Annotated in this window: 20 protein-coding genes; 8 read left to right on the top strand and 12 right to left on the bottom strand. The window is 26.6% G+C overall.

Annotated elements, in window-relative coordinates; translation table 11 throughout:
- Positions 1-546 (top strand): epoxyqueuosine reductase QueH, encoded by a 546-nt coding sequence (locus tag Q0K19_RS00100; protein ID WP_297244426.1) that lies wholly within the window; start codon positions 1-3, stop codon positions 544-546.
- 11 nt (positions 547-557) lie between these two features.
- On the opposite strand, the gene Q0K19_RS00095 is transcribed toward Q0K19_RS00100, so the two are convergent.
- From Q0K19_RS00095 to Q0K19_RS00085, 3 genes are all read right to left on the bottom strand, one after another.
- Positions 558-920, bottom strand: a complete 363-nt coding sequence (locus tag Q0K19_RS00095) for a helix-turn-helix transcriptional regulator (RefSeq protein WP_297244424.1) — start codon at positions 918-920, stop codon at positions 558-560.
- Positions 921-1,115: 195 nt separating this feature from the next.
- Positions 1,116-1,304, bottom strand: a complete 189-nt coding sequence (locus Q0K19_RS00090) for a putative motility protein (protein ID WP_041177240.1) — start codon at positions 1,302-1,304, stop codon at positions 1,116-1,118.
- 250 nt (positions 1,305-1,554) lie between these two features.
- Positions 1,555-1,758 (bottom strand): hypothetical protein, encoded by a 204-nt coding sequence (locus Q0K19_RS00085; protein WP_041177241.1) that lies wholly within the window; start codon positions 1,756-1,758, stop codon positions 1,555-1,557.
- 278 nt (positions 1,759-2,036) lie between these two features.
- On the opposite strand from Q0K19_RS00085, the gene Q0K19_RS00080 reads away from it, so the two are divergent.
- Positions 2,037-3,725, top strand: a complete 1,689-nt coding sequence (locus tag Q0K19_RS00080) for an FAD-dependent oxidoreductase (RefSeq protein ID WP_297244417.1) — start codon at positions 2,037-2,039, stop codon at positions 3,723-3,725.
- A gap of 175 nt (positions 3,726-3,900) precedes the next feature.
- Positions 3,901-4,506 (top strand): metal-sensing transcriptional repressor, encoded by a 606-nt coding sequence (locus Q0K19_RS00075; protein WP_048593763.1) that lies wholly within the window; start codon positions 3,901-3,903, stop codon positions 4,504-4,506.
- 52 nt (positions 4,507-4,558) lie between these two features.
- On the opposite strand, the gene pyrF is transcribed toward Q0K19_RS00075, so the two are convergent.
- From pyrF to Q0K19_RS00060, 3 genes are all read right to left on the bottom strand, one after another.
- Entirely contained in the window at positions 4,559-5,914 is a 1,356-nt protein-coding gene (gene pyrF / locus Q0K19_RS00070; protein WP_297244412.1) for an orotidine-5'-phosphate decarboxylase, read from the bottom strand.
- A 68-nt stretch (positions 5,915-5,982) separates the two neighbouring features.
- On the bottom strand, positions 5,983-6,894 hold the full coding sequence (locus Q0K19_RS00065; protein ID WP_297244410.1) for a dihydroorotate dehydrogenase: 912 nt from the start codon (positions 6,892-6,894) through the stop codon (positions 5,983-5,985).
- A 24-nt stretch (positions 6,895-6,918) separates the two neighbouring features.
- Positions 6,919-7,686 (bottom strand): dihydroorotate dehydrogenase electron transfer subunit, encoded by a 768-nt coding sequence (locus Q0K19_RS00060; protein ID WP_297244407.1) that lies wholly within the window; start codon positions 7,684-7,686, stop codon positions 6,919-6,921.
- Positions 7,687-7,984: 298 nt separating this feature from the next.
- On the opposite strand from Q0K19_RS00060, the gene Q0K19_RS00055 reads away from it, so the two are divergent.
- Positions 7,985-8,458, top strand: coding sequence for a CAP domain-containing protein (locus Q0K19_RS00055; protein WP_297244405.1), 474 nt, complete (start codon positions 7,985-7,987; stop codon positions 8,456-8,458).
- An 85-nt stretch (positions 8,459-8,543) separates the two neighbouring features.
- Here Q0K19_RS00055 and Q0K19_RS00050 read toward each other — a convergent pair whose 3' ends face one another.
- The 3 genes from Q0K19_RS00050 to Q0K19_RS00040 form a co-directional block, all read right to left on the bottom strand.
- The gene (locus Q0K19_RS00050; protein WP_297244403.1) at positions 8,544-8,789 is read right to left on the bottom strand and encodes a hypothetical protein; all 246 of its coding nucleotides are present in this window, start codon (positions 8,787-8,789) and stop codon (positions 8,544-8,546) included.
- Positions 8,790-10,055: 1,266 nt separating this feature from the next.
- A complete protein-coding gene (locus Q0K19_RS00045; protein WP_270000317.1) occupies positions 10,056-10,229 on the bottom strand; it encodes a hypothetical protein in 174 nt (57 codons plus the stop codon).
- A gap of 190 nt (positions 10,230-10,419) precedes the next feature.
- Positions 10,420-11,568, bottom strand: a complete 1,149-nt coding sequence (locus Q0K19_RS00040; protein WP_297244399.1) for a site-specific integrase — start codon at positions 11,566-11,568, stop codon at positions 10,420-10,422.
- Positions 11,569-11,773: 205 nt separating this feature from the next.
- Here Q0K19_RS00040 and Q0K19_RS00035 point away from each other — a divergent pair, with 205 nt between their 5' ends.
- The 4 genes from Q0K19_RS00035 to Q0K19_RS00020 all read left to right on the top strand — a co-directional run bounded on the left by Q0K19_RS00035 (position 11,774) and on the right by Q0K19_RS00020 (position 13,456).
- Positions 11,774-12,301 (top strand): Panacea domain-containing protein, encoded by a 528-nt coding sequence (locus tag Q0K19_RS00035; RefSeq protein WP_297244397.1) that lies wholly within the window; start codon positions 11,774-11,776, stop codon positions 12,299-12,301.
- On the top strand, positions 12,292-12,603 hold the full coding sequence (locus tag Q0K19_RS00030; RefSeq protein ID WP_297244395.1) for a hypothetical protein: 312 nt from the start codon (positions 12,292-12,294) through the stop codon (positions 12,601-12,603). The genes Q0K19_RS00035 and Q0K19_RS00030 overlap by 10 nt, the downstream gene beginning before the upstream one ends.
- 460 nt (positions 12,604-13,063) lie before the next feature.
- Positions 13,064-13,195: a hypothetical protein gene (locus tag Q0K19_RS00025; protein ID WP_297244393.1), complete on the top strand. Its 132-nt coding sequence runs from the start codon at positions 13,064-13,066 to the stop codon at positions 13,193-13,195.
- 75 nt (positions 13,196-13,270) lie between these two features.
- Positions 13,271-13,456, top strand: coding sequence for a hypothetical protein (locus Q0K19_RS00020; RefSeq protein WP_297244391.1), 186 nt, complete (start codon positions 13,271-13,273; stop codon positions 13,454-13,456).
- 85 nt (positions 13,457-13,541) lie between these two features.
- Here the strand turns inward: Q0K19_RS00020 and Q0K19_RS00015 are convergent, their stop codons facing one another.
- From Q0K19_RS00015 to Q0K19_RS00005, 3 genes are all read right to left on the bottom strand, one after another.
- Complete coding sequence (locus Q0K19_RS00015) at positions 13,542-13,766, bottom strand: hypothetical protein (RefSeq protein WP_297244390.1); 225 nt, start codon at positions 13,764-13,766, stop codon at positions 13,542-13,544.
- A gap of 386 nt (positions 13,767-14,152) precedes the next feature.
- Entirely contained in the window at positions 14,153-16,051 is a 1,899-nt protein-coding gene (locus tag Q0K19_RS00010; RefSeq protein WP_297244388.1) for a hypothetical protein, read from the bottom strand.
- Positions 16,052-16,131: 80 nt separating this feature from the next.
- Complete coding sequence (locus Q0K19_RS00005) at positions 16,132-16,671, bottom strand: hypothetical protein (protein WP_297244386.1); 540 nt, start codon at positions 16,669-16,671, stop codon at positions 16,132-16,134.
- Positions 16,672-16,780 lie beyond the last annotated feature (109 nt).

The following is a 16,780-nucleotide window of genomic DNA, read 5'->3' as shown; positions in this document are numbered from 1 at the left end:
ATGGATATTAAAGAAAAATTAGTTGTTCATACTTGCTGTGCAGTTTGTATGTCTTATCCTCGTACTATTTTAGAGGATTATGATACTGTGTTTTATTTTTATAATCCTAATATATATCCCATCGAAGAATATAAAAGAAGAAGGGATGAGTTTATAAATTATACTAATACTTTGGGTATAAAAACTTATATATCTGAAGAAGATGATGATGTTGCAAAATGGTACAATGATATAAAAGGTTTTGAAAATGAACCTGAAAAAGGGGCAAGATGCAGTATTTGTTTTAAGCATAGAATGAAAAAGGCTTTTGAATATGCTAAAAGTATAAATGCTAAATATGTTGCTACTGTAATGACTGTAAGCCCTCATAAAAACAGTAAAGTTATTGAGATGATAGGTAAAAGTTTAGCAGATAATTATGAAGGAATAGAGTATTTGCATTTTGACTTTAAGAAAAAAGACGGATTTAAAAAGACTAATATAATAGCTAATGAAGCTGGACTTTATAGACAAAATTATTGCGGATGTGAATTTAGTATAAGATAATTTAATGTATATTATTCATTTTTTTCTTCGTTTTTTATTATATTGTTTAAATGATCTATCATATTTCCTATAAAATCCAATTTGTTTTCTTCAATTTTTTTGAGTTTTTCTGATATTGCAAATATTTTTTCTTCTGAAGTTTTTAAATTGTATGGTTTCATATTCAATAATATATCCGGAGAAGTTTCTAATGCTTTACAGATTTTATTTAGATTTTTTATTGATATATTTCTATTACCAACTTCTACACCCTGAAGATATTTTCCGGAAAGAGAAGATTTTTCAGCTAATTCATCTATAGTCATTTTTTTGTTTTTTCTTAATTCTCTTATATTTTGACCTAAATTTTTTAATACTACTTCTGTATCCATCATAAAAAACTCCATTCATACTTATGTCTATTTATTTATGATATACAAAAATTTTAATTAAAAAAACAATTTATAATTTGATTATTAGTGAAAAAAGTATATTTTTGGTGTTTTATAGTGGGTATGTTTTGTTTATTATAAATAAAAAAGCTGCCAATAATAAATATCAGCAACCTTATGAAAATTACTTTACTTTAATTAAGCATAAGTGCTTAATCTTTCACCTACACCAGGTCTCATAGGTGCAGAAACAGCTTGAGGCTGCATGCTAGTCATAATTTTATCAACAGCCTGAGCTTGCATGTCTGAAGTTTTTCTTATCATGCTTAAAGAAATGTCTTGTTTAAGCATTCCAGTAGAATAAGAACTATAAGCTGAAAGATCCATAGTATATACCTCCATTTAAATTTATAAATTTAAAACTAATTTACTATATAATTGTAAATCAATGCTATATTAAATCAAGAAAAATATTTAAAAATGTTTAAAAATAAACTTTATAGAATGTGTTATGATAACAATATGGTTTACATAATGTATTTTTTTGTTAAAAAAGATGACCAATTATGTTTTTATTATTTTTATTTTTTATCAACTTACAGAGCAGTACTTTCACATAATTGGTCAAAACTAATAATTAAGCATATACATCCAAAGTCTTTCCAATATTGTTGTTTATAGGAGCAGATGATCCCTGAGGAGTTACCATGCTTGCAACTTTATCAGCAGACTGAGCAGAGCCGTAAGCAGAAGAGTTGTAAACATTTAATCCTGCAGAAGTCATATGTCTAGTCAATGGAAACATATCGGATGAATAAATAGAGTTAAGTGAAACACCCATTTAAAACCTCCAAAGACTTATTATACATATAATATCGGAATATTTATTATTAAAATGAACATAAATATTAAAAATGAAAGAAATGTATAAAATTTTGTATGTTTTCATAATTTAAAGTTTAAGTGAAAATACAAAGCATTATTATTACAGCAATATTATTTAATATAGTAAAATAATATTTTTTGTTATATTTTTGTTTAAAAATATTGACTTATTTTTTAATAATACATATACTAGGTATATTATTAAAATAAAATATTATCTGGGAGTTTTGTACTATGAAAAAAATATTAATAGTAGGCGGTGTTGCAGGCGGAGCTTCTGCAGCTGCAAGACTTAGAAGATTAAATGAAGAAGATAAAATAATAATGTTTGAAAAAGGTCCTCATGTATCTTTCTCTAATTGTTCTCTTCCTTATCATGTAGGAGGACTTATACCTAATGAAGAAACTTTACTTTTAATGAATCCTGAGAAATTTTTAAAACAGTTTAATGTAGATGCAAGAGTTAATAGCGAAGTTGTTGCAATAGATAGAGAAAATAAAGAGGTTGTAGTTGTATCTGAAGGCAGAGAGTATAGAGAAAGCTATGATAAACTTATACTTTCAATGGGTGCTAAACCTATAGTACCACCTATTAGAGGAATTGAAAAAGTTAATGTATTTACTGTAAGAAATGTTGTTGATATAAGCAAAATACATAATTTCCTCAATGGAAAACCAAATGCTAAAGTGTCTGTTATAGGCGGCGGATTTATAGGCATTGAGATGGCTGAGAATTTGAAAAAAGTAGGATATGATGTAACTATAATAGAAGCATTGCCTCAAATAATGAAGCCTTTTGACTATGATATGGTTCAAATTCTTCATAGAGAAATTATGGACAATGGAGTTAATTTAATAGTTAATGATAAAGTTGATAGCTTCGATACAAATACAGTTATTTTAGCTTCAGGTAAAAAAATAGAGGCTGATGCTGTTATTCTTGCTATAGGTGTAGCTCCTGAAACTGATATTGCTGTTAAAGCTGGTATAGAATTAGGAAAAACTAAAGCTATAAAAGTAGATTCTACTTACAGAACTAATGATAAAGATATTTATGCAGTGGGAGATGCTATAGAGGTATATAGTCCTTTATTCAATGATTATTACAGACTTCCTTTAGCTGGACCTGCTCAAAAACAGGCTAGGGCAGTTGCTGATCATATCAATGGAAGAACAGTTGATAATAGAGGATTTATAAGTTCATCAGTTATTAAAGTATTCGGATATAATGGAGCTTCTACAGGACTTTCTGAAGGATTCATTAAAGCTATGAATTTGAATATAGATTATGATACTGTAGAGATTATTCCTTTTGATGGTGTATCAATTATGCCTAATGCTAGATTAATGCATTTCAAACTTATATATGAAGTACCTACAGGTAAAATATTAGGTGCTCAGGCTATAGGTAAAGGAAATGTTGATAAGAGAATAGATGTTATAGCTACTATCATAAAATTCGGCGGCACTATAGATGATCTTAAAGATTTAGAATTATGCTATGCTCCTTCATTCGGTACTGCTAAAGATGTAGTTAATTTTGCGGGTTATGTTGCTTCCAATTTGAGAAACGGAGATTATAAGCAAGTTCATTATAGTCAAGTTAGAGAATTGGTTGAAAAAGATGCTTATTTCCTAGATGTAAGAATGCCTGAAGATTTTGCAGTAGGACATTTAGAAAAAGCTGTTAATATACCTCTTGGAGCTTTAAGAAGCAGATATAATGAAATACCTAAAGACAGAACAGTATATATAACTTGTAAAACAGGCTTAACAAGCTATACAGCATGCAAAATACTTCAAAATATCGGATTCAATAATGTTGTTAATGTTTCAGGCGGATTTATTGGATTATCACAATATGAATATTTTAATGATAAAAGCACTGGAAGAAAACCTATATTAACAGGATATTTCGGATAATTTTATATTTGTATACCTTTATAATAAAAGAGCCGTTTTTTATGAAATGGCTCTTTTTATTGTTAATAATATATATAATTCAAATTTTTTCTTAAAAAAAGATTTTATAATTTTATTTTTTTTATATTTATTATATAATATAAGAAAAGATATATACTTTTAACAAGGATGAAATATGTTAATAGAAAATGATTTAAAAATATTATCTCCTTCAGAGGCTGATGAAATTATCAATAATACAGATAATATAGTAATATTGGATGTCAGAACGGAGATGGAACATAATTATGAGGGTATGATTGAAGATTCTATTTCTATGGATTTCCTTAAGCCAAGAGTGTTTAAAAGAGAAATATCTAAATTAGACAAAGAAGCTCCATATTTACTATATTGTTCCATTGGTAAGTTAAGTATAAAAGCAGCGGAATATATGAAAGAAGAGGGATTTAAGAATCTCTATATATTAGAAGGCGGATTGAAGGCTTGGAATAAACATTTTGGAGATAATAACAAAGTTTCTAAATTTGACAGAGAAGAGGCTGTTGAGAGAAGAAAAAGACTTATTATAAGATTAAACAGAATCGAAGGTCAGATTAAAGGAATGAAAAAAATGCTTGCCAAAGGAGAATATTGCGGCGATATACTTAATCAGTCTTTAGCTGTTAAAGCTGCTATGGGAAGTGTTAATCAGGAAATTATGGAAGTATTTTTGAATACATGTATGATTTCACCTAAAGAAAAAGAAGATTTCTTCAGATATATGAGAAAACTTATCAAGTAATTATTTTTTAAGCAAGGGATAATCCCTTGCTTTTATTTTATTTAAATTTTATTTATTTACCCCAAGCATCAGGATTTTTATTCCATTCCAAAGCCTTAGATAATTCTTCTTCTGTTATATATTTTTCATCTTTAGCTATTTCCATAAGAGATGAGAAATTAGAAAGAGATGAGAATTTAATTCCTGCTTCTTCAAAGTTTTTATATGCTTTTTCAAATTCATAAGTAAATATTGATATAATTTCAAGTCCTATAGCTCCTTCAGCTTTAGCAGCTTCAAATGCCTTTATAGAACTTCCTCCTGTAGAAATTAAATCTTCTATCAATATTAATTTTTTACCATTACATTCAGCGCCTTCAATCTGTTTTCCTCTTCCATGTTCTTTTTTCTCTGCTCTTATATAGCATAAAGGTTTATTAAGTTCATAAGCTATGAAAGAAGCCCAAGGTATTCCTGCTGTGGCAGTACCAGCTATAACATCAAAGTCTTTATCTCTCAAAATGCTCACAAAGGCATCAACTATAACCTTTCTAGCCTCAGGGAATCCTATTACATATCTATTATCGCAGTATATAGGGCTTTTTATTCCTGATACAAATGTGAAAGGCTCTTTAACATTAAGTTTAACTGCTTTAGTTTCTAATAAAGCACCTGCTATTAATTTTGATTTTGCTTTTTTATTGTTCTCCATACCTTCAGCAATTTCTTCAACAATCATTTTGCAGGCTTTTACTCTGTCTTCATTTCTTGTAATAGGTCTTCCAACAACAAGATAATCACATCCGTTTTCAATAGCTTCTTTAGGAGTCATTACTCTTTCCTGATCATCAGTGCCTGCCCATTTAGGTCTTACACCCGGACAAATTGTTCTGAAATTCTCTCCGCATTCTCTTTTTATTACTGCTGCTTCTTTAGGAGAGCATACAACACCATCAAGTCCTGATTCTTTTCCTAATTTAGCCCAATTAACTGCTAAATCTGTAAGAGGTAAATTAGAACTGAACATATTTTTTACATCATTTTCTGAAAGGCTTGTTAATATTGTTACGCCTATTATTAAATTATCTTTATTAAGTTTTTTTATCTCTTGTACAGTTTTTTCCATCATCTTTTTACCGCCGCTTGTATGTACATTGAACATAAATACATTCTGTTTAGCTGCGAATAATGAAGCCATAGCTGTAGTATTAGGTATATCATGGAATTTCAAGTCTAAAAATACTTTTTTATTTTTACTAGCTAAATATTCTATTATTTCACCTTTAGTGTATAAAAAGAGTTCTAGTCCTACTTTATAAAATACAGCCTCATCTCCAAGCTCATCTATAAGTTTGGTAGCCTCTCCCATAGAATTAAAATCTAATGCTATAATTAATCTTTCTTTTGGGTTTTCAGTTAATTTTGTCATAATTTATCCTTTATATTTTTATAATCAAATTATTTATTATATTTTAAAACTTAAATATTTTGATAAAGTTATAAATGTGCCGCACCTATTATATCTTTTATATTATCTATTTTATTCTCTTTAAGATAATTATCTATTACATTGATAACCTCTATAGGAAGTACAGGATTAGAGAATATTCCAGCTCCTATAGAAACCAAAGAAGCTCCTGCAAGTATAAACTCTAAAGCATCATTATAATTAGTGATACCGCCCATACCAACAATAGGCACTTTTACAGCTTTATATACTTGATAAACCATTCTTACAGCTATAGGGCGTATGCATGCACCAGATAATCCTCCGAATACATTTCCAAGTAATGGTTTTCTAGTTTTAGTATCTATTTTCATAGATAAGAATGTATTTACAAGTGATACACTATCAGCACCTGCATTTTCAACTGCTTTTGCTATGCTTGCTATATCAGTAACATTCGGAGATAATTTTACTATTAAAGGCTTTTTGCTAAGAACTTTTTTTACGGCCTTTGTAGTAGACTCGGCACTTTCACAGCTTGCACCAAATGCCATTCCTCCATTTTTCACATTAGGGCATGATATATTAAGCTCTATAAAATCAACTCTTTCTATTTCATTTGCTATTTCAGCTACTTTTACATATTCATCTATAGTGGCACCGTTTATATTTAATATTATAGGCGTAGAATATTTTATATTTTTTATTATATTATCTTTGAAATATTCTATTCCCGGATTTTCAAGTCCTATGCAGTTTATCATACCTGAAGGAGTTTCTGCTATACGAGTACCTTTATTTCCGTCTTTTTTATTTAATGTTATGCCTTTTAAGTTCACTGCTCCAAGTTCATTAACATCAAAGTAATTGCTGTATTCTTCACCGAATCCGAAACAGCCTGAAGATGTTATAACATTATTTTTTAATTCTTTTCCTAAAAAATTTATATTTAATCTGCTCATAAATTTATCCATATATTTTATAATTTAAAAGTTTAATAATTCAGCATTGAATACGGGGCCGTCATGACAAACTTTTTTAAGTGTATATCCAGACTTTTCATCTTTTATTTCTATATTGCATCCTAAGCATGCATTAACTCCGCAAGCCATTCTCTCTTCAAGTGAAGCATAGCAAAGTATATTATTTTCTTTAGCAACTTTTATTAAAGCTTTCATCATAACAGTAGGGCCGCAAGTGTATATAATATCAAAAGTTTTTTCTTTTAATAATTCTTTGGTTTTATCAACTGTATTGCATTTATCACCGACAGAACCGTCATCAGTTGTAATATGTAAATCAATATTATTGGTATTGAATCTATCCATTATTTTTATTGCACTTGAATCAGCACCGCCAATTATCAATGTTATAGAGTTGTTGGAATTGTTTAATTTTTCTATTAAAAGTTTAATAGGTGCTATTCCCATTCCTCCTGCTACTATTAATATTTTTTTATTATTGATATTTGTATCAAATCCATTGCCTAATGGTCCTTGAATACTAATAGTATCATTTTCTTTTAATTTTGATAAATACTCTGTACCTTCGCCTTTTACCTGATAATAAAATTCAAGTATATCATTATCAATATAATGCAGGCTTATAGGACGTCTTAAAAAAGTATTGCTTTTAAGCATGAAAAATTGTCCTGCTTTTGAATGTTTATAGCTTTCTTTTGATTTTATTCTAAGCAGATACTTATCATTTGATATTTGTATATTATTTATTATAATACCGTCTTCTAAAAACATTTTATGAACCTTTATTTTTATAAATATTTTTTATATAAAAAAAGAATACCTCTTCCTTTTATAGAAGACTGTATTCTTTGAAAATTTCTTTTTAAATATTATCATGATGTAAAAAATAAATAATATGTTTCATAAAAACTGAATATATCATATATCTATAAAAATTCAAGTACGGCATTTAAATAATTTTGTTTTAATATTACACATTATTAATAAAATTGTTATATTAAAAATTAAACGAATAAAACAAAGGTGTAAAATGAAAAACTATATTTTAATTTTTTTATTGCTGATTATAATGTCTTGTAATAACAATACTACTAATCCCGGCAATAATTACAACAATAACTCTAATAATAATTCCAATAATAACACATCAATAAGTGCAGATGCCAAGGAAGTATTTAATTTAGTTAATCAAGAAAGAGTAAAAGCAGGACTTACAGAGTATAAATTAGATGCCAAATTATGTGAAGCTGCCAACCAAAGAGCTAAAGAAATAGTAGAGAAATATGATCATGTAAGACCTGACGGAAGAGAATGGGATACTGTGCTTGATGAATACGGATTTAATTCAGGGGCTTATGTTAGAGGCGAGAATATAGTTGCTATGAGAGAAAGTGTTTCTTCAGCTATGAATGCTTGGATGAACTCTCAGGGACATAAAGATAATATTTTAGCTGATTATTATACTACTATTGGTGTTGGAGTTTATGAGCATAATGGAAGTAAATATTGGGTTCAGATTTTTTTGAGTGATTCTTTTATTTAAGTAAAAGAAAAAATAATTTGATATTAAAACTGTAACAATTTGTTAGTTTAAATTTACTGTAATATAATTTTAGTATGATTGAATACTAATGCTTATTTAAAATTGATAAAGTTAAAAGTTTAACGAATTTTTTAAAATCTATAAGAAAGCGGTACAAGGCTTTATTTTTATTGACAAGCAAAATACAAGCAGGAAAGAAACTATTTGAGAGATAGTTTTTCACACTTGTACCGCATTTCGAGCTTATTAAAATTAAAGAACAATTACTATTATTTTTCTTCTGAGCATACAGCTCCTTAAAAGATAGTATTATACCTCTATCCGCTTTCATATTTTCTTTCCTTACAATGCTGCAAAAGTTTCTCAGGCTTTTGTTTTGATAGCATTTTATAATTTTGCTTGTCAATTACTAATATACACAAAATAATTTTAAAGTCAACAAAATACAAAAATTTTTTAAATTAATTTTTAATAAAATAAATTTTAGTAAAAAAGTAGTAGTGGTAGTAGTCAAATTAATTGGCACGTTTCTTGCAGTAGTAGTTAACTACTACTACTACCTACTTTTAAACTTTCTTTTTGATTTAAAGGTTTTAAAAATAAAAAAACTAGAAAACATAGTTATCTAGTATTTATAAAAAAAGCCTAGTTTTTGAAGTTTTTTAATCAGGCATACAAATAAATCTATATTAAACCTAAAAAAGCCCCGAAAACAAGCCTCTACGCTTCAAATAAAGCCCTTCAAATCAAAAATCAAAACTCAATTTTTGATGATGTTATCGCAACAGCATAAATCAGCATTACAAAACGCCTTTTTATAGAAACAACTAACATCAAAATATTTAATGAGCCTGCTAAAATGTTAGTCTAACAAAATGCTAATCTCATACAATTTTTTTAATGAGCCTGCTAAAATGTTAGTCTGACAAAATGCTAATCTTATACAAAATCAAGAAATCAATTATAAAAAGTTAAATCAAAAAGTTTTGATTTAATTTTTAATGAGCTTATATTCTCTAATGATTTTTGATATTGATATATATTTTGATTTTTTAATCAGACTTGATTATTTTGATGAAAAAAGTTAAAATGTACTTTACTATTTTTAAAAATAGTAATATAATTTTGATATCAATATTGAACATTGTTTTAACTCCATTTTAAAATGATGTTTTCAAGTGTAAGGTTTGGCAGAACCTTACACTGTATATTGCTTATTTTTTTATTTCTTGTATAAGCAAGATTAATAAAACTAAAAACAATATAGTGTCTTGCATATTAGACCTCCTAATATGTTGGATTCAGGGCTGAAACTTGGCAGAGTTCCAGCCTTTATTATTTATTTTTTATAAAAAAATATTTCATAAAATATTGGTTTGTTTTTAATATTTAATTTCATTTCAATACTGCAGTTATTAATAACTATTAAAAAGATTATTATACTTGCTATTAAACATATTAATGATATAATAATACTGTTTACTATTTTTAAAAACAGTATTATAGTATTTTTATTAATCATAATGCTTGTCCTTTGTGTTATGATTTTAGGGTAAGGTTCTGCTAAAACCTTACCCTCTTTTTTTATTTAGGCTGATTACTTTTTATTTACTTCATTGATATACATTTTATGCAGTTCTAATAAATACTCGCTTACTCTCATATTCAAACTGCCAGCCTCTTTCTTCATTTCTTGAAATGCTGTCTTTGTAACTCTCAAAGTTATTCCTATATTTTTTTCTTCTTTGATAACAGGTTTTAATTTTTGCATTCCGCACTCCTTATAAATTTATTTTTTATATACTCTTAGTAAAAAAATATAAGGAAATATAAGCCGCTCTTTATTTATTTTTTAAAAAAATTCATACTGACATCATTTTTTTTAAAAAAGCGTCTGCAAATATAAATTTGTTTATATTTTATTATACAGTATCACGGTATAGTATAAATACATAGTTTAGCTATACATTTTTTGTACTCAGTTTATCAATCCTATTATTAAGCTCATTCATTTTTATCACTATTGTATTAAGCGTATTTGTTATATTTTCCTGAAAATCATTTTTTATATTTTTGATTTCATTATCTCTATTTATTTTTTCTGTATTTGCTTTATTGAATGGGTGATTACTCATTGCATTTTTTATCATATTCATAAGCACATAAATATATCTGCTTGTTGTTGTATTAATGTTTGAATGTCCCATCATCTTGCTTATTAAATAAGTTTCTGTTCCGCTCTCTGCCATATCAGTTGCAAACCCTCGCCTAAAAGAATGGCAAGTTATTTTTACTTTATTTCTTTTTGATATTATTCTCATAATCATAGTCATAGTTTCTATTGCTAAATCATGTCCATTGTTTTTAATAAAAAGATTATTCTGTTCTTTTATTTTATTTTTTCTTAATATCTCATCACGCTCTGATATATAATCAATTAATATATCTTTAATCATATCAGAAAAAACAACTATGCGGGGCTTGCTTCCTTTGGTTTTATAAATAGTTATAGTTTTGTTTTCAAGATTAATATTTCTAATATCTATGCCTGCAGTTTCTTTTCTGCGAATGCCTGTGTTTGACATTAAAAGCATCATTAAAATATTTCTTTGATTTGTAAAACTGTCTTTTGAAGTTCTTTCTATTTTTTTTATAATATCTAAAGTTTGATTTGCTTTTACTACTAGCTGTTCTTTTATTATTGGTTTAGGTCTTTTTATATCATCAAAAGTATCTATCAATATTTTAGCTTCTATTATTTTTTTCTTATGCAAAAACTTTAAATAACTTTTAACAACATTTATTCTGCAGTTGATAATGTCAGATGATAATTTAATTTCTGTTTGATATGATATATATTTTTCTAATAATTCTTTATTTATATTTTGGTATAAAACTTCAGTACTGCAAATATAGAGATAATCTTTTTCAGAAAAAATAGAATAATCATTATCTTGTTTAATTATAAACTTGAAAAAATATATAATATTATTTTTATATGTTTTTACAGTTGATGGGCTTTTATCTATAGAAAGATAATCAGCAAATTGAAGAATAAAATTGACATCTTTGGAATAATCATAAAGATTATATTTTTCAGCATTAAGCATAAAAAAACAACTCCATTTTTTATTCTAAAAAATTTGCTTGACTTTTGAAAAAGAATAGAGTTGTTTTCTTAGATATAATTATTATCGTCTTAAATAATTTTTTTATTAAATATTTTTATATAAGAAAAAAATATTTTTTATATATTGAAAATAAGATATAAATATATTAGACTATATTTGCCGATTATTCTGAGGAGGTAATAAAATGCTTGATAGTGAAAAATATAAAGCTGCAGTTCATTATATAATAGCAAGCTGCGATGATCCTATAAAATTAGGTTCTATAAAATTAAATAAGATATTATTCTATTCAGATTCAGATATGTTTTTTAATACAGGTAAATCAATAACAAATGATGAATATATAAAAAGGCAATTCGGACCAGTACCTAAAAATATACTTGAAATATTAAAAGAGCTGGAAGATGAAAAGAAAATAGCAATTCATAAAGTTCGTCATGGGCATTATGAACAAACTATTTTTGTAAGTTTAAATGATCCTGATTTAACTAAATTAACCGCTCAGGATGTTGATGCTATTAGCTATAATAATTATCATATATGTAATGATTATACTGCTAAAGAAATCAGCGAAACTACACATAATGAAATATGGGAAATGGCTGATATAGGAGAAGTAATTCCATTATATACAGTTCATGCTGACAAGCTTGGTGAAATAGATGAGAATGATATAAAAAACATAGAAGAGGCTTTATCAGAATGTCAATAATATGGGAAATAGATATAACTAATGTTATAGACTTTTTAAATGAAAAGAAAAAAATATATCCTGTTTTGTCAGATATTTTTAAGGGTTTATGCTGGAGACTTCAAAGAAGCGAAGAGATATATTACAATGATAAACATAAAGTTTATATGATAAAATCTAACGGAGGATACAGTCATGGTTTATTTATGACACTTGCAGTAAAAGTTGATGATAATAATAAAATAAAAAAAATAGCAGCTATGATAATAGAAGATAAAAAGAATGGAATTGTTATGATATACCCGTCAAAAAATAAAAAATAGTATGTGAGTAATTCTTTTGCTATTCATATTGATTGCTTATTTTTATGAAAAAGTTTAAAATTCATTTATATTAATTTCTAAAAACTCATAAATTATATTTCAATTTTTCAAGGGCAGGAGTTTAAGCTCCGCCCTTATTTTTTATATTTCATTTTATCCCTCCATATAAAAAAGGAGGTAAATTATGACTTTTAATTTAGAAAAAGCTATTAGAGCAATATTTGTTATAGCCAATACCGTAATTGCTCTAATAGACATATTTAAAGAATGAACAATATAAAACTTTGTTCTCTATCAGGCATACACTGCAAGTATGCCTGATACTAAAAATTATAATATTAAAATAAATAATATCAAGGAGTTGTATATGACTAATGAATTAGAAAAAAAGAAGAGTTAAAAAAAGCACCAAAAAAAATTACACTGGGCTTTTACAGCTTCAGAAGAGTGTATTAATGAAATGAAAGACTATGCAAGAAAGTACAATATGTCTTTAGGTGAATATATAGAGGCTGACAGTTTGAATATGAGAGTAAGCGAGTATTTAGTAGAACTGCATAAAATGTATATGAATGAAATATACAAAAAATAATAAGCCTAAATCAAAAAAGAGGGTAAAGTCCCCAAAACTTTACCCTCAAAAACCATAACACAAAGGACAAGCATTATGATCAATAAAAATAGTATAATGCTGTTTTTAAAAATAGTAAACAATATTATTATATCATTAATATTTTTTATAGCAAGCATAATAATATTTTTAATAGTTATTAATAACAGCAATATTGAAATGAGATTAAATATTAAAAATAAACCAATATTTTATTATGAAATATTTTTTAATAAAAAATAAATAAAAAACAGGGCGGAACTTTTTAAGCTCCGCCCTTAAAACATTTTATTGTTAGGAGAAAAAAATGGTAAATGATTTGTTAATATTATTTATCGCCTTCAAACTTTGACTGATAACTTTTAAATCCAGCAAGTCCAAGCAAACCTCCCATCAAAAATGGAAGAGCTTCACCAAGCCTAACATCTTTAGAAAAAACTAAGAAAGCTATACAAACAAGCATAACCGCTGAACCTAATAAACTTATTAAACGCATAGATGATAAATGCCCAGTCTTTGAGCATGAAATTAAATCTTTAAAGCTATTGAACATAAATAACCTCTGTAATAATTTTTTAATATAAAAAAATTAAAAATAAAAAATTGGGAGCATCTGCTTGATTTATCAAGCAGATACTTAAAGCGGACAATTTTTTTATATATAATAAAAAGTAAATCTTTTAATACGTTCATAATGCGTCCTAACAAATTACAGCTATAAAAAACATCACACATCCGTAAGTTAATTTAATAAAATAATATATTGACGTTTTGTTTTTTATGAGAGCTTTTAACCTCTCAGTAAAAGTTCCTTCGCTCTCATTCATAAACTTGTTATAGTATTTTACTATTCCAATGAAAGTAAAAAGTACCATAACACCTATTAAAAAAATTAATATTAATTTAAACATATTTTTATATCACTCCTTACTATATTTATTATAAACTGGGCTGCTTAGGACACTCTATATCGCAAATACGATTACTGCCTTCACTAATAAATCCGCAAGTTATCATTGTATTGCCGATTTGAGTTTCTCCTAATTGCAGCATAAAATCTCCATTGTTATATTCATTATCAAAAAATAGTTTTATATCTTCATTAGCCATAGTTTGAAAATATGCTAGAGGACTTTCCATACTGATTTTTCCTTTCAATTTATATTTTCCATTTACCAAATATATTCCGAAAGGCTCTTCTATTATAACTCCTGAAGCAGTAATAATATCGTTATCAAAAGGAGATAATATATTTTGATCATATATTTTATATTCATTTATTTTTTGATATCTATCTTCACTTATTTGCTGAAGAGCAAATACGCAGTATATATAATTATCCTTATAGATAATATATACAATAATTCCATTTAAATGATCATTAATCATAGTTCTAAGTTTTGATTTTTCTAAACTCTCGGCTTTCACTCTTACAGCAAATATAGCTTGCTCTAATGCAGATGTACTGATTTTCAAGCTTCCTTTTATATAATAAGAACCATCATATTTTTTTTCTAAATAAAGTCCTGAAACATCTTCTAAGGCTTCTGCAGTTATATGCTGTACTTCTCCTCCTGCCTCTATATCAATTTCTGTTTTTTCAAAATAAGTTTTTGAGCTTCCTATTCCTAAATTAAGCATTAAATATTTTATCTGACTGCTTAATATTTCTATAGCATTTTGAATATTCGCCTCTTTCTCTATTTTGGGAACATCGGCATTTTTTGGAGCTGTTAAATTAAATGTAAGTCTTTCTTTATATTCTATATCAGTATCATCAGAATGTTTTATTTCTAAGTAATAAAAAGTTATAGGTATATTGGCATATATAGGAGATAATTCTGAACCATCAGTTATTTCTTTTCTTATATAATATTTCAAAGATTTATTTTTATTAGAAGTTATATTATTATTAGCTTCTATATAATAGCTGTCATTTTGATCAGTTTTTATATCAAAATAATTTTCTAAAGCAAAATGAGAAAATAATATAAAACTACTATCAGCAGATGTTTGTATTGTTTCTCCAATTATAGCTGCTTTCCCATTAATATTTTTTAATTTCAAAAATGAAAGTTCTGACGTACCGCAAGCTATAGGAATAAACTCTTGATTATTTTTAATATTATTTAATTGTATTTCTATATTAATCGTATATTCTTTTTCTTCAAAGTTAGAATTATCCTGCTTTTTTATTTGAAAAATAGGAATAGCATAGTAAAAGCCAAAAGCATATTTAAAATTATTAAGTCCTTCTATTAGTATTTCATTTTCTTTTGCATTACTCTCACTATTTATAAATTGAAACATTTCACTTATTATATGTCCGAAATCATTATTACCATCTATCGATATTATATAAAAATTAAGTGAACTAGTATACTGGCTTGTATTATTATAATTCAAGTTTCCTTTTAATATATATTTATCAGTATTCTTTTCTAATATAAGAGTATAAACATCCTGCACTTCATCTATATGAGAAACATTATTTATTGAATAATCAGTTATTAATTTTATTTCATATATTTCTTTAAGTTCATTTTTAAATTTAGGAAAATCATACTTTGAAGAAAAATCTAAATTAGCATTATCATTATTAAAAGATACTTTATCAGCCGGAATATTATCTATATTTCCTCCGCTTCCTGCTCCTTGTTCTAAATTATCCAAATGCTCTTTTAATTCTTTAATATTAGAAATAGGAGCTTCATTAGCCTGACCGCCTTTTAATTTTTCTATATTTGATATTATTTGATTAATATCTTCGGCATATACAGTTGCTTCTCCTTGCTGAGCTGGTACTTCATTATATTCATTAGGTTTACTTAAAGCCATATAAAACTCCTAAAAACATGGATGTTTTCATACAGCTGCTGCACGGAGGTAAAAGCAGCTGTATAAATATTATTTATTTTTTATATAAGTAATAATTTGTGCCTGCTTGTATATTGTACCAGAGCTGCCATTCGCCTATTTTTATAATGCTTTCCTGATATCTTCTCATTAAATCCTGCCGATTTGTTACAGACTTGATTATAAATATTTCGGGAGGAGTAGAAAGAGGTATTTTTACATATTTTACCTGAGCCTGACATGAAGTTAATATTATTAAAGTACTTATAAAAATTATTAGATATATTATTAAATGTTTCATGCTCTTTCCTTGTCAGTAATTCTTTATCTATATTTTTTATCATAACACTAGAATTACTAAAGCTGTTTTGAAGCTTTTCATTTTCTTTAATAAACAGTATCTCATTTTGAAGCGTTTGATTATTAAGCTCCAAGCCCTTAATATCTTCCTGATACTGTGCGATCTCTTTTTCTTTTTTATGTATTTCACTGTCTTTAGCAGCTATTAATACTATAAAAATAGAAACTATCAAAACCATTATGACTGCTATAATGATTTTTTTGTTTATTTTGGACAAAAAGCCCGTTATTATTGGTATCATTAAAAAATCTCCTTTTATTATATTTTTTAATTTTTTTTATTTAGTAAAATAAAGAACAGCTTTTATTATTGCTATGCTCAAAAAAGCCTATAAGTAAATCGATAATAAA

This window comes from uncultured Brachyspira sp., assembly GCF_944393015.1.
Taxonomy (GTDB): Bacteria; Spirochaetota; Brachyspiria; order Brachyspirales; family Brachyspiraceae; genus Brachyspira.
This window is presented reverse-complemented; position numbering and strand designations above follow the sequence as displayed.

Coding starts and splice junctions, on each gene's coding strand:
- Q0K19_RS00100 (WP_297244426.1), top strand. CDS start 1: ATGGATATTAAAGAAAAATTAGTTGTTCATACTTGCTGTGCAGTTTGT.
- Q0K19_RS00095 (WP_297244424.1), bottom strand. CDS start 920: ATGATGGATACAGAAGTAGTATTAAAAAATTTAGGTCAAAATATAAGA.
- Q0K19_RS00090 (WP_041177240.1), bottom strand. CDS start 1,304: ATGGATCTTTCAGCTTATAGTTCTTATTCTACTGGAATGCTTAAACAA.
- Q0K19_RS00085 (WP_041177241.1), bottom strand. CDS start 1,758: ATGGGTGTTTCACTTAACTCTATTTATTCATCCGATATGTTTCCATTG.
- Q0K19_RS00080 (WP_297244417.1), top strand. CDS start 2,037: ATGAAAAAAATATTAATAGTAGGCGGTGTTGCAGGCGGAGCTTCTGCA.
- Q0K19_RS00075 (WP_048593763.1), top strand. CDS start 3,901: ATGTTAATAGAAAATGATTTAAAAATATTATCTCCTTCAGAGGCTGAT.
- pyrF (WP_297244412.1), bottom strand. CDS start 5,914: ATGACAAAATTAACTGAAAACCCAAAAGAAAGATTAATTATAGCATTA.
- Q0K19_RS00065 (WP_297244410.1), bottom strand. CDS start 6,894: ATGAGCAGATTAAATATAAATTTTTTAGGAAAAGAATTAAAAAATAAT.
- Q0K19_RS00060 (WP_297244407.1), bottom strand. CDS start 7,686: ATGTTTTTAGAAGACGGTATTATAATAAATAATATACAAATATCAAAT.
- Q0K19_RS00055 (WP_297244405.1), top strand. CDS start 7,985: ATGTCTTGTAATAACAATACTACTAATCCCGGCAATAATTACAACAAT.
- Q0K19_RS00050 (WP_297244403.1), bottom strand. CDS start 8,789: ATGAAAGCGGATAGAGGTATAATACTATCTTTTAAGGAGCTGTATGCT.
- Q0K19_RS00045 (WP_270000317.1), bottom strand. CDS start 10,229: ATGCAAAAATTAAAACCTGTTATCAAAGAAGAAAAAAATATAGGAATA.
- Q0K19_RS00040 (WP_297244399.1), bottom strand. CDS start 11,568: ATGCTTAATGCTGAAAAATATAATCTTTATGATTATTCCAAAGATGTC.
- Q0K19_RS00035 (WP_297244397.1), top strand. CDS start 11,774: ATGCTTGATAGTGAAAAATATAAAGCTGCAGTTCATTATATAATAGCA.
- Q0K19_RS00030 (WP_297244395.1), top strand. CDS start 12,292: ATGTCAATAATATGGGAAATAGATATAACTAATGTTATAGACTTTTTA.
- Q0K19_RS00025 (WP_297244393.1), top strand. CDS start 13,064: ATGAAAGACTATGCAAGAAAGTACAATATGTCTTTAGGTGAATATATA.
- Q0K19_RS00020 (WP_297244391.1), top strand. CDS start 13,271: ATGATCAATAAAAATAGTATAATGCTGTTTTTAAAAATAGTAAACAAT.
- Q0K19_RS00015 (WP_297244390.1), bottom strand. CDS start 13,766: ATGTTCAATAGCTTTAAAGATTTAATTTCATGCTCAAAGACTGGGCAT.
- Q0K19_RS00010 (WP_297244388.1), bottom strand. CDS start 16,051: ATGGCTTTAAGTAAACCTAATGAATATAATGAAGTACCAGCTCAGCAA.
- Q0K19_RS00005 (WP_297244386.1), bottom strand. CDS start 16,671: ATGATACCAATAATAACGGGCTTTTTGTCCAAAATAAACAAAAAAATC.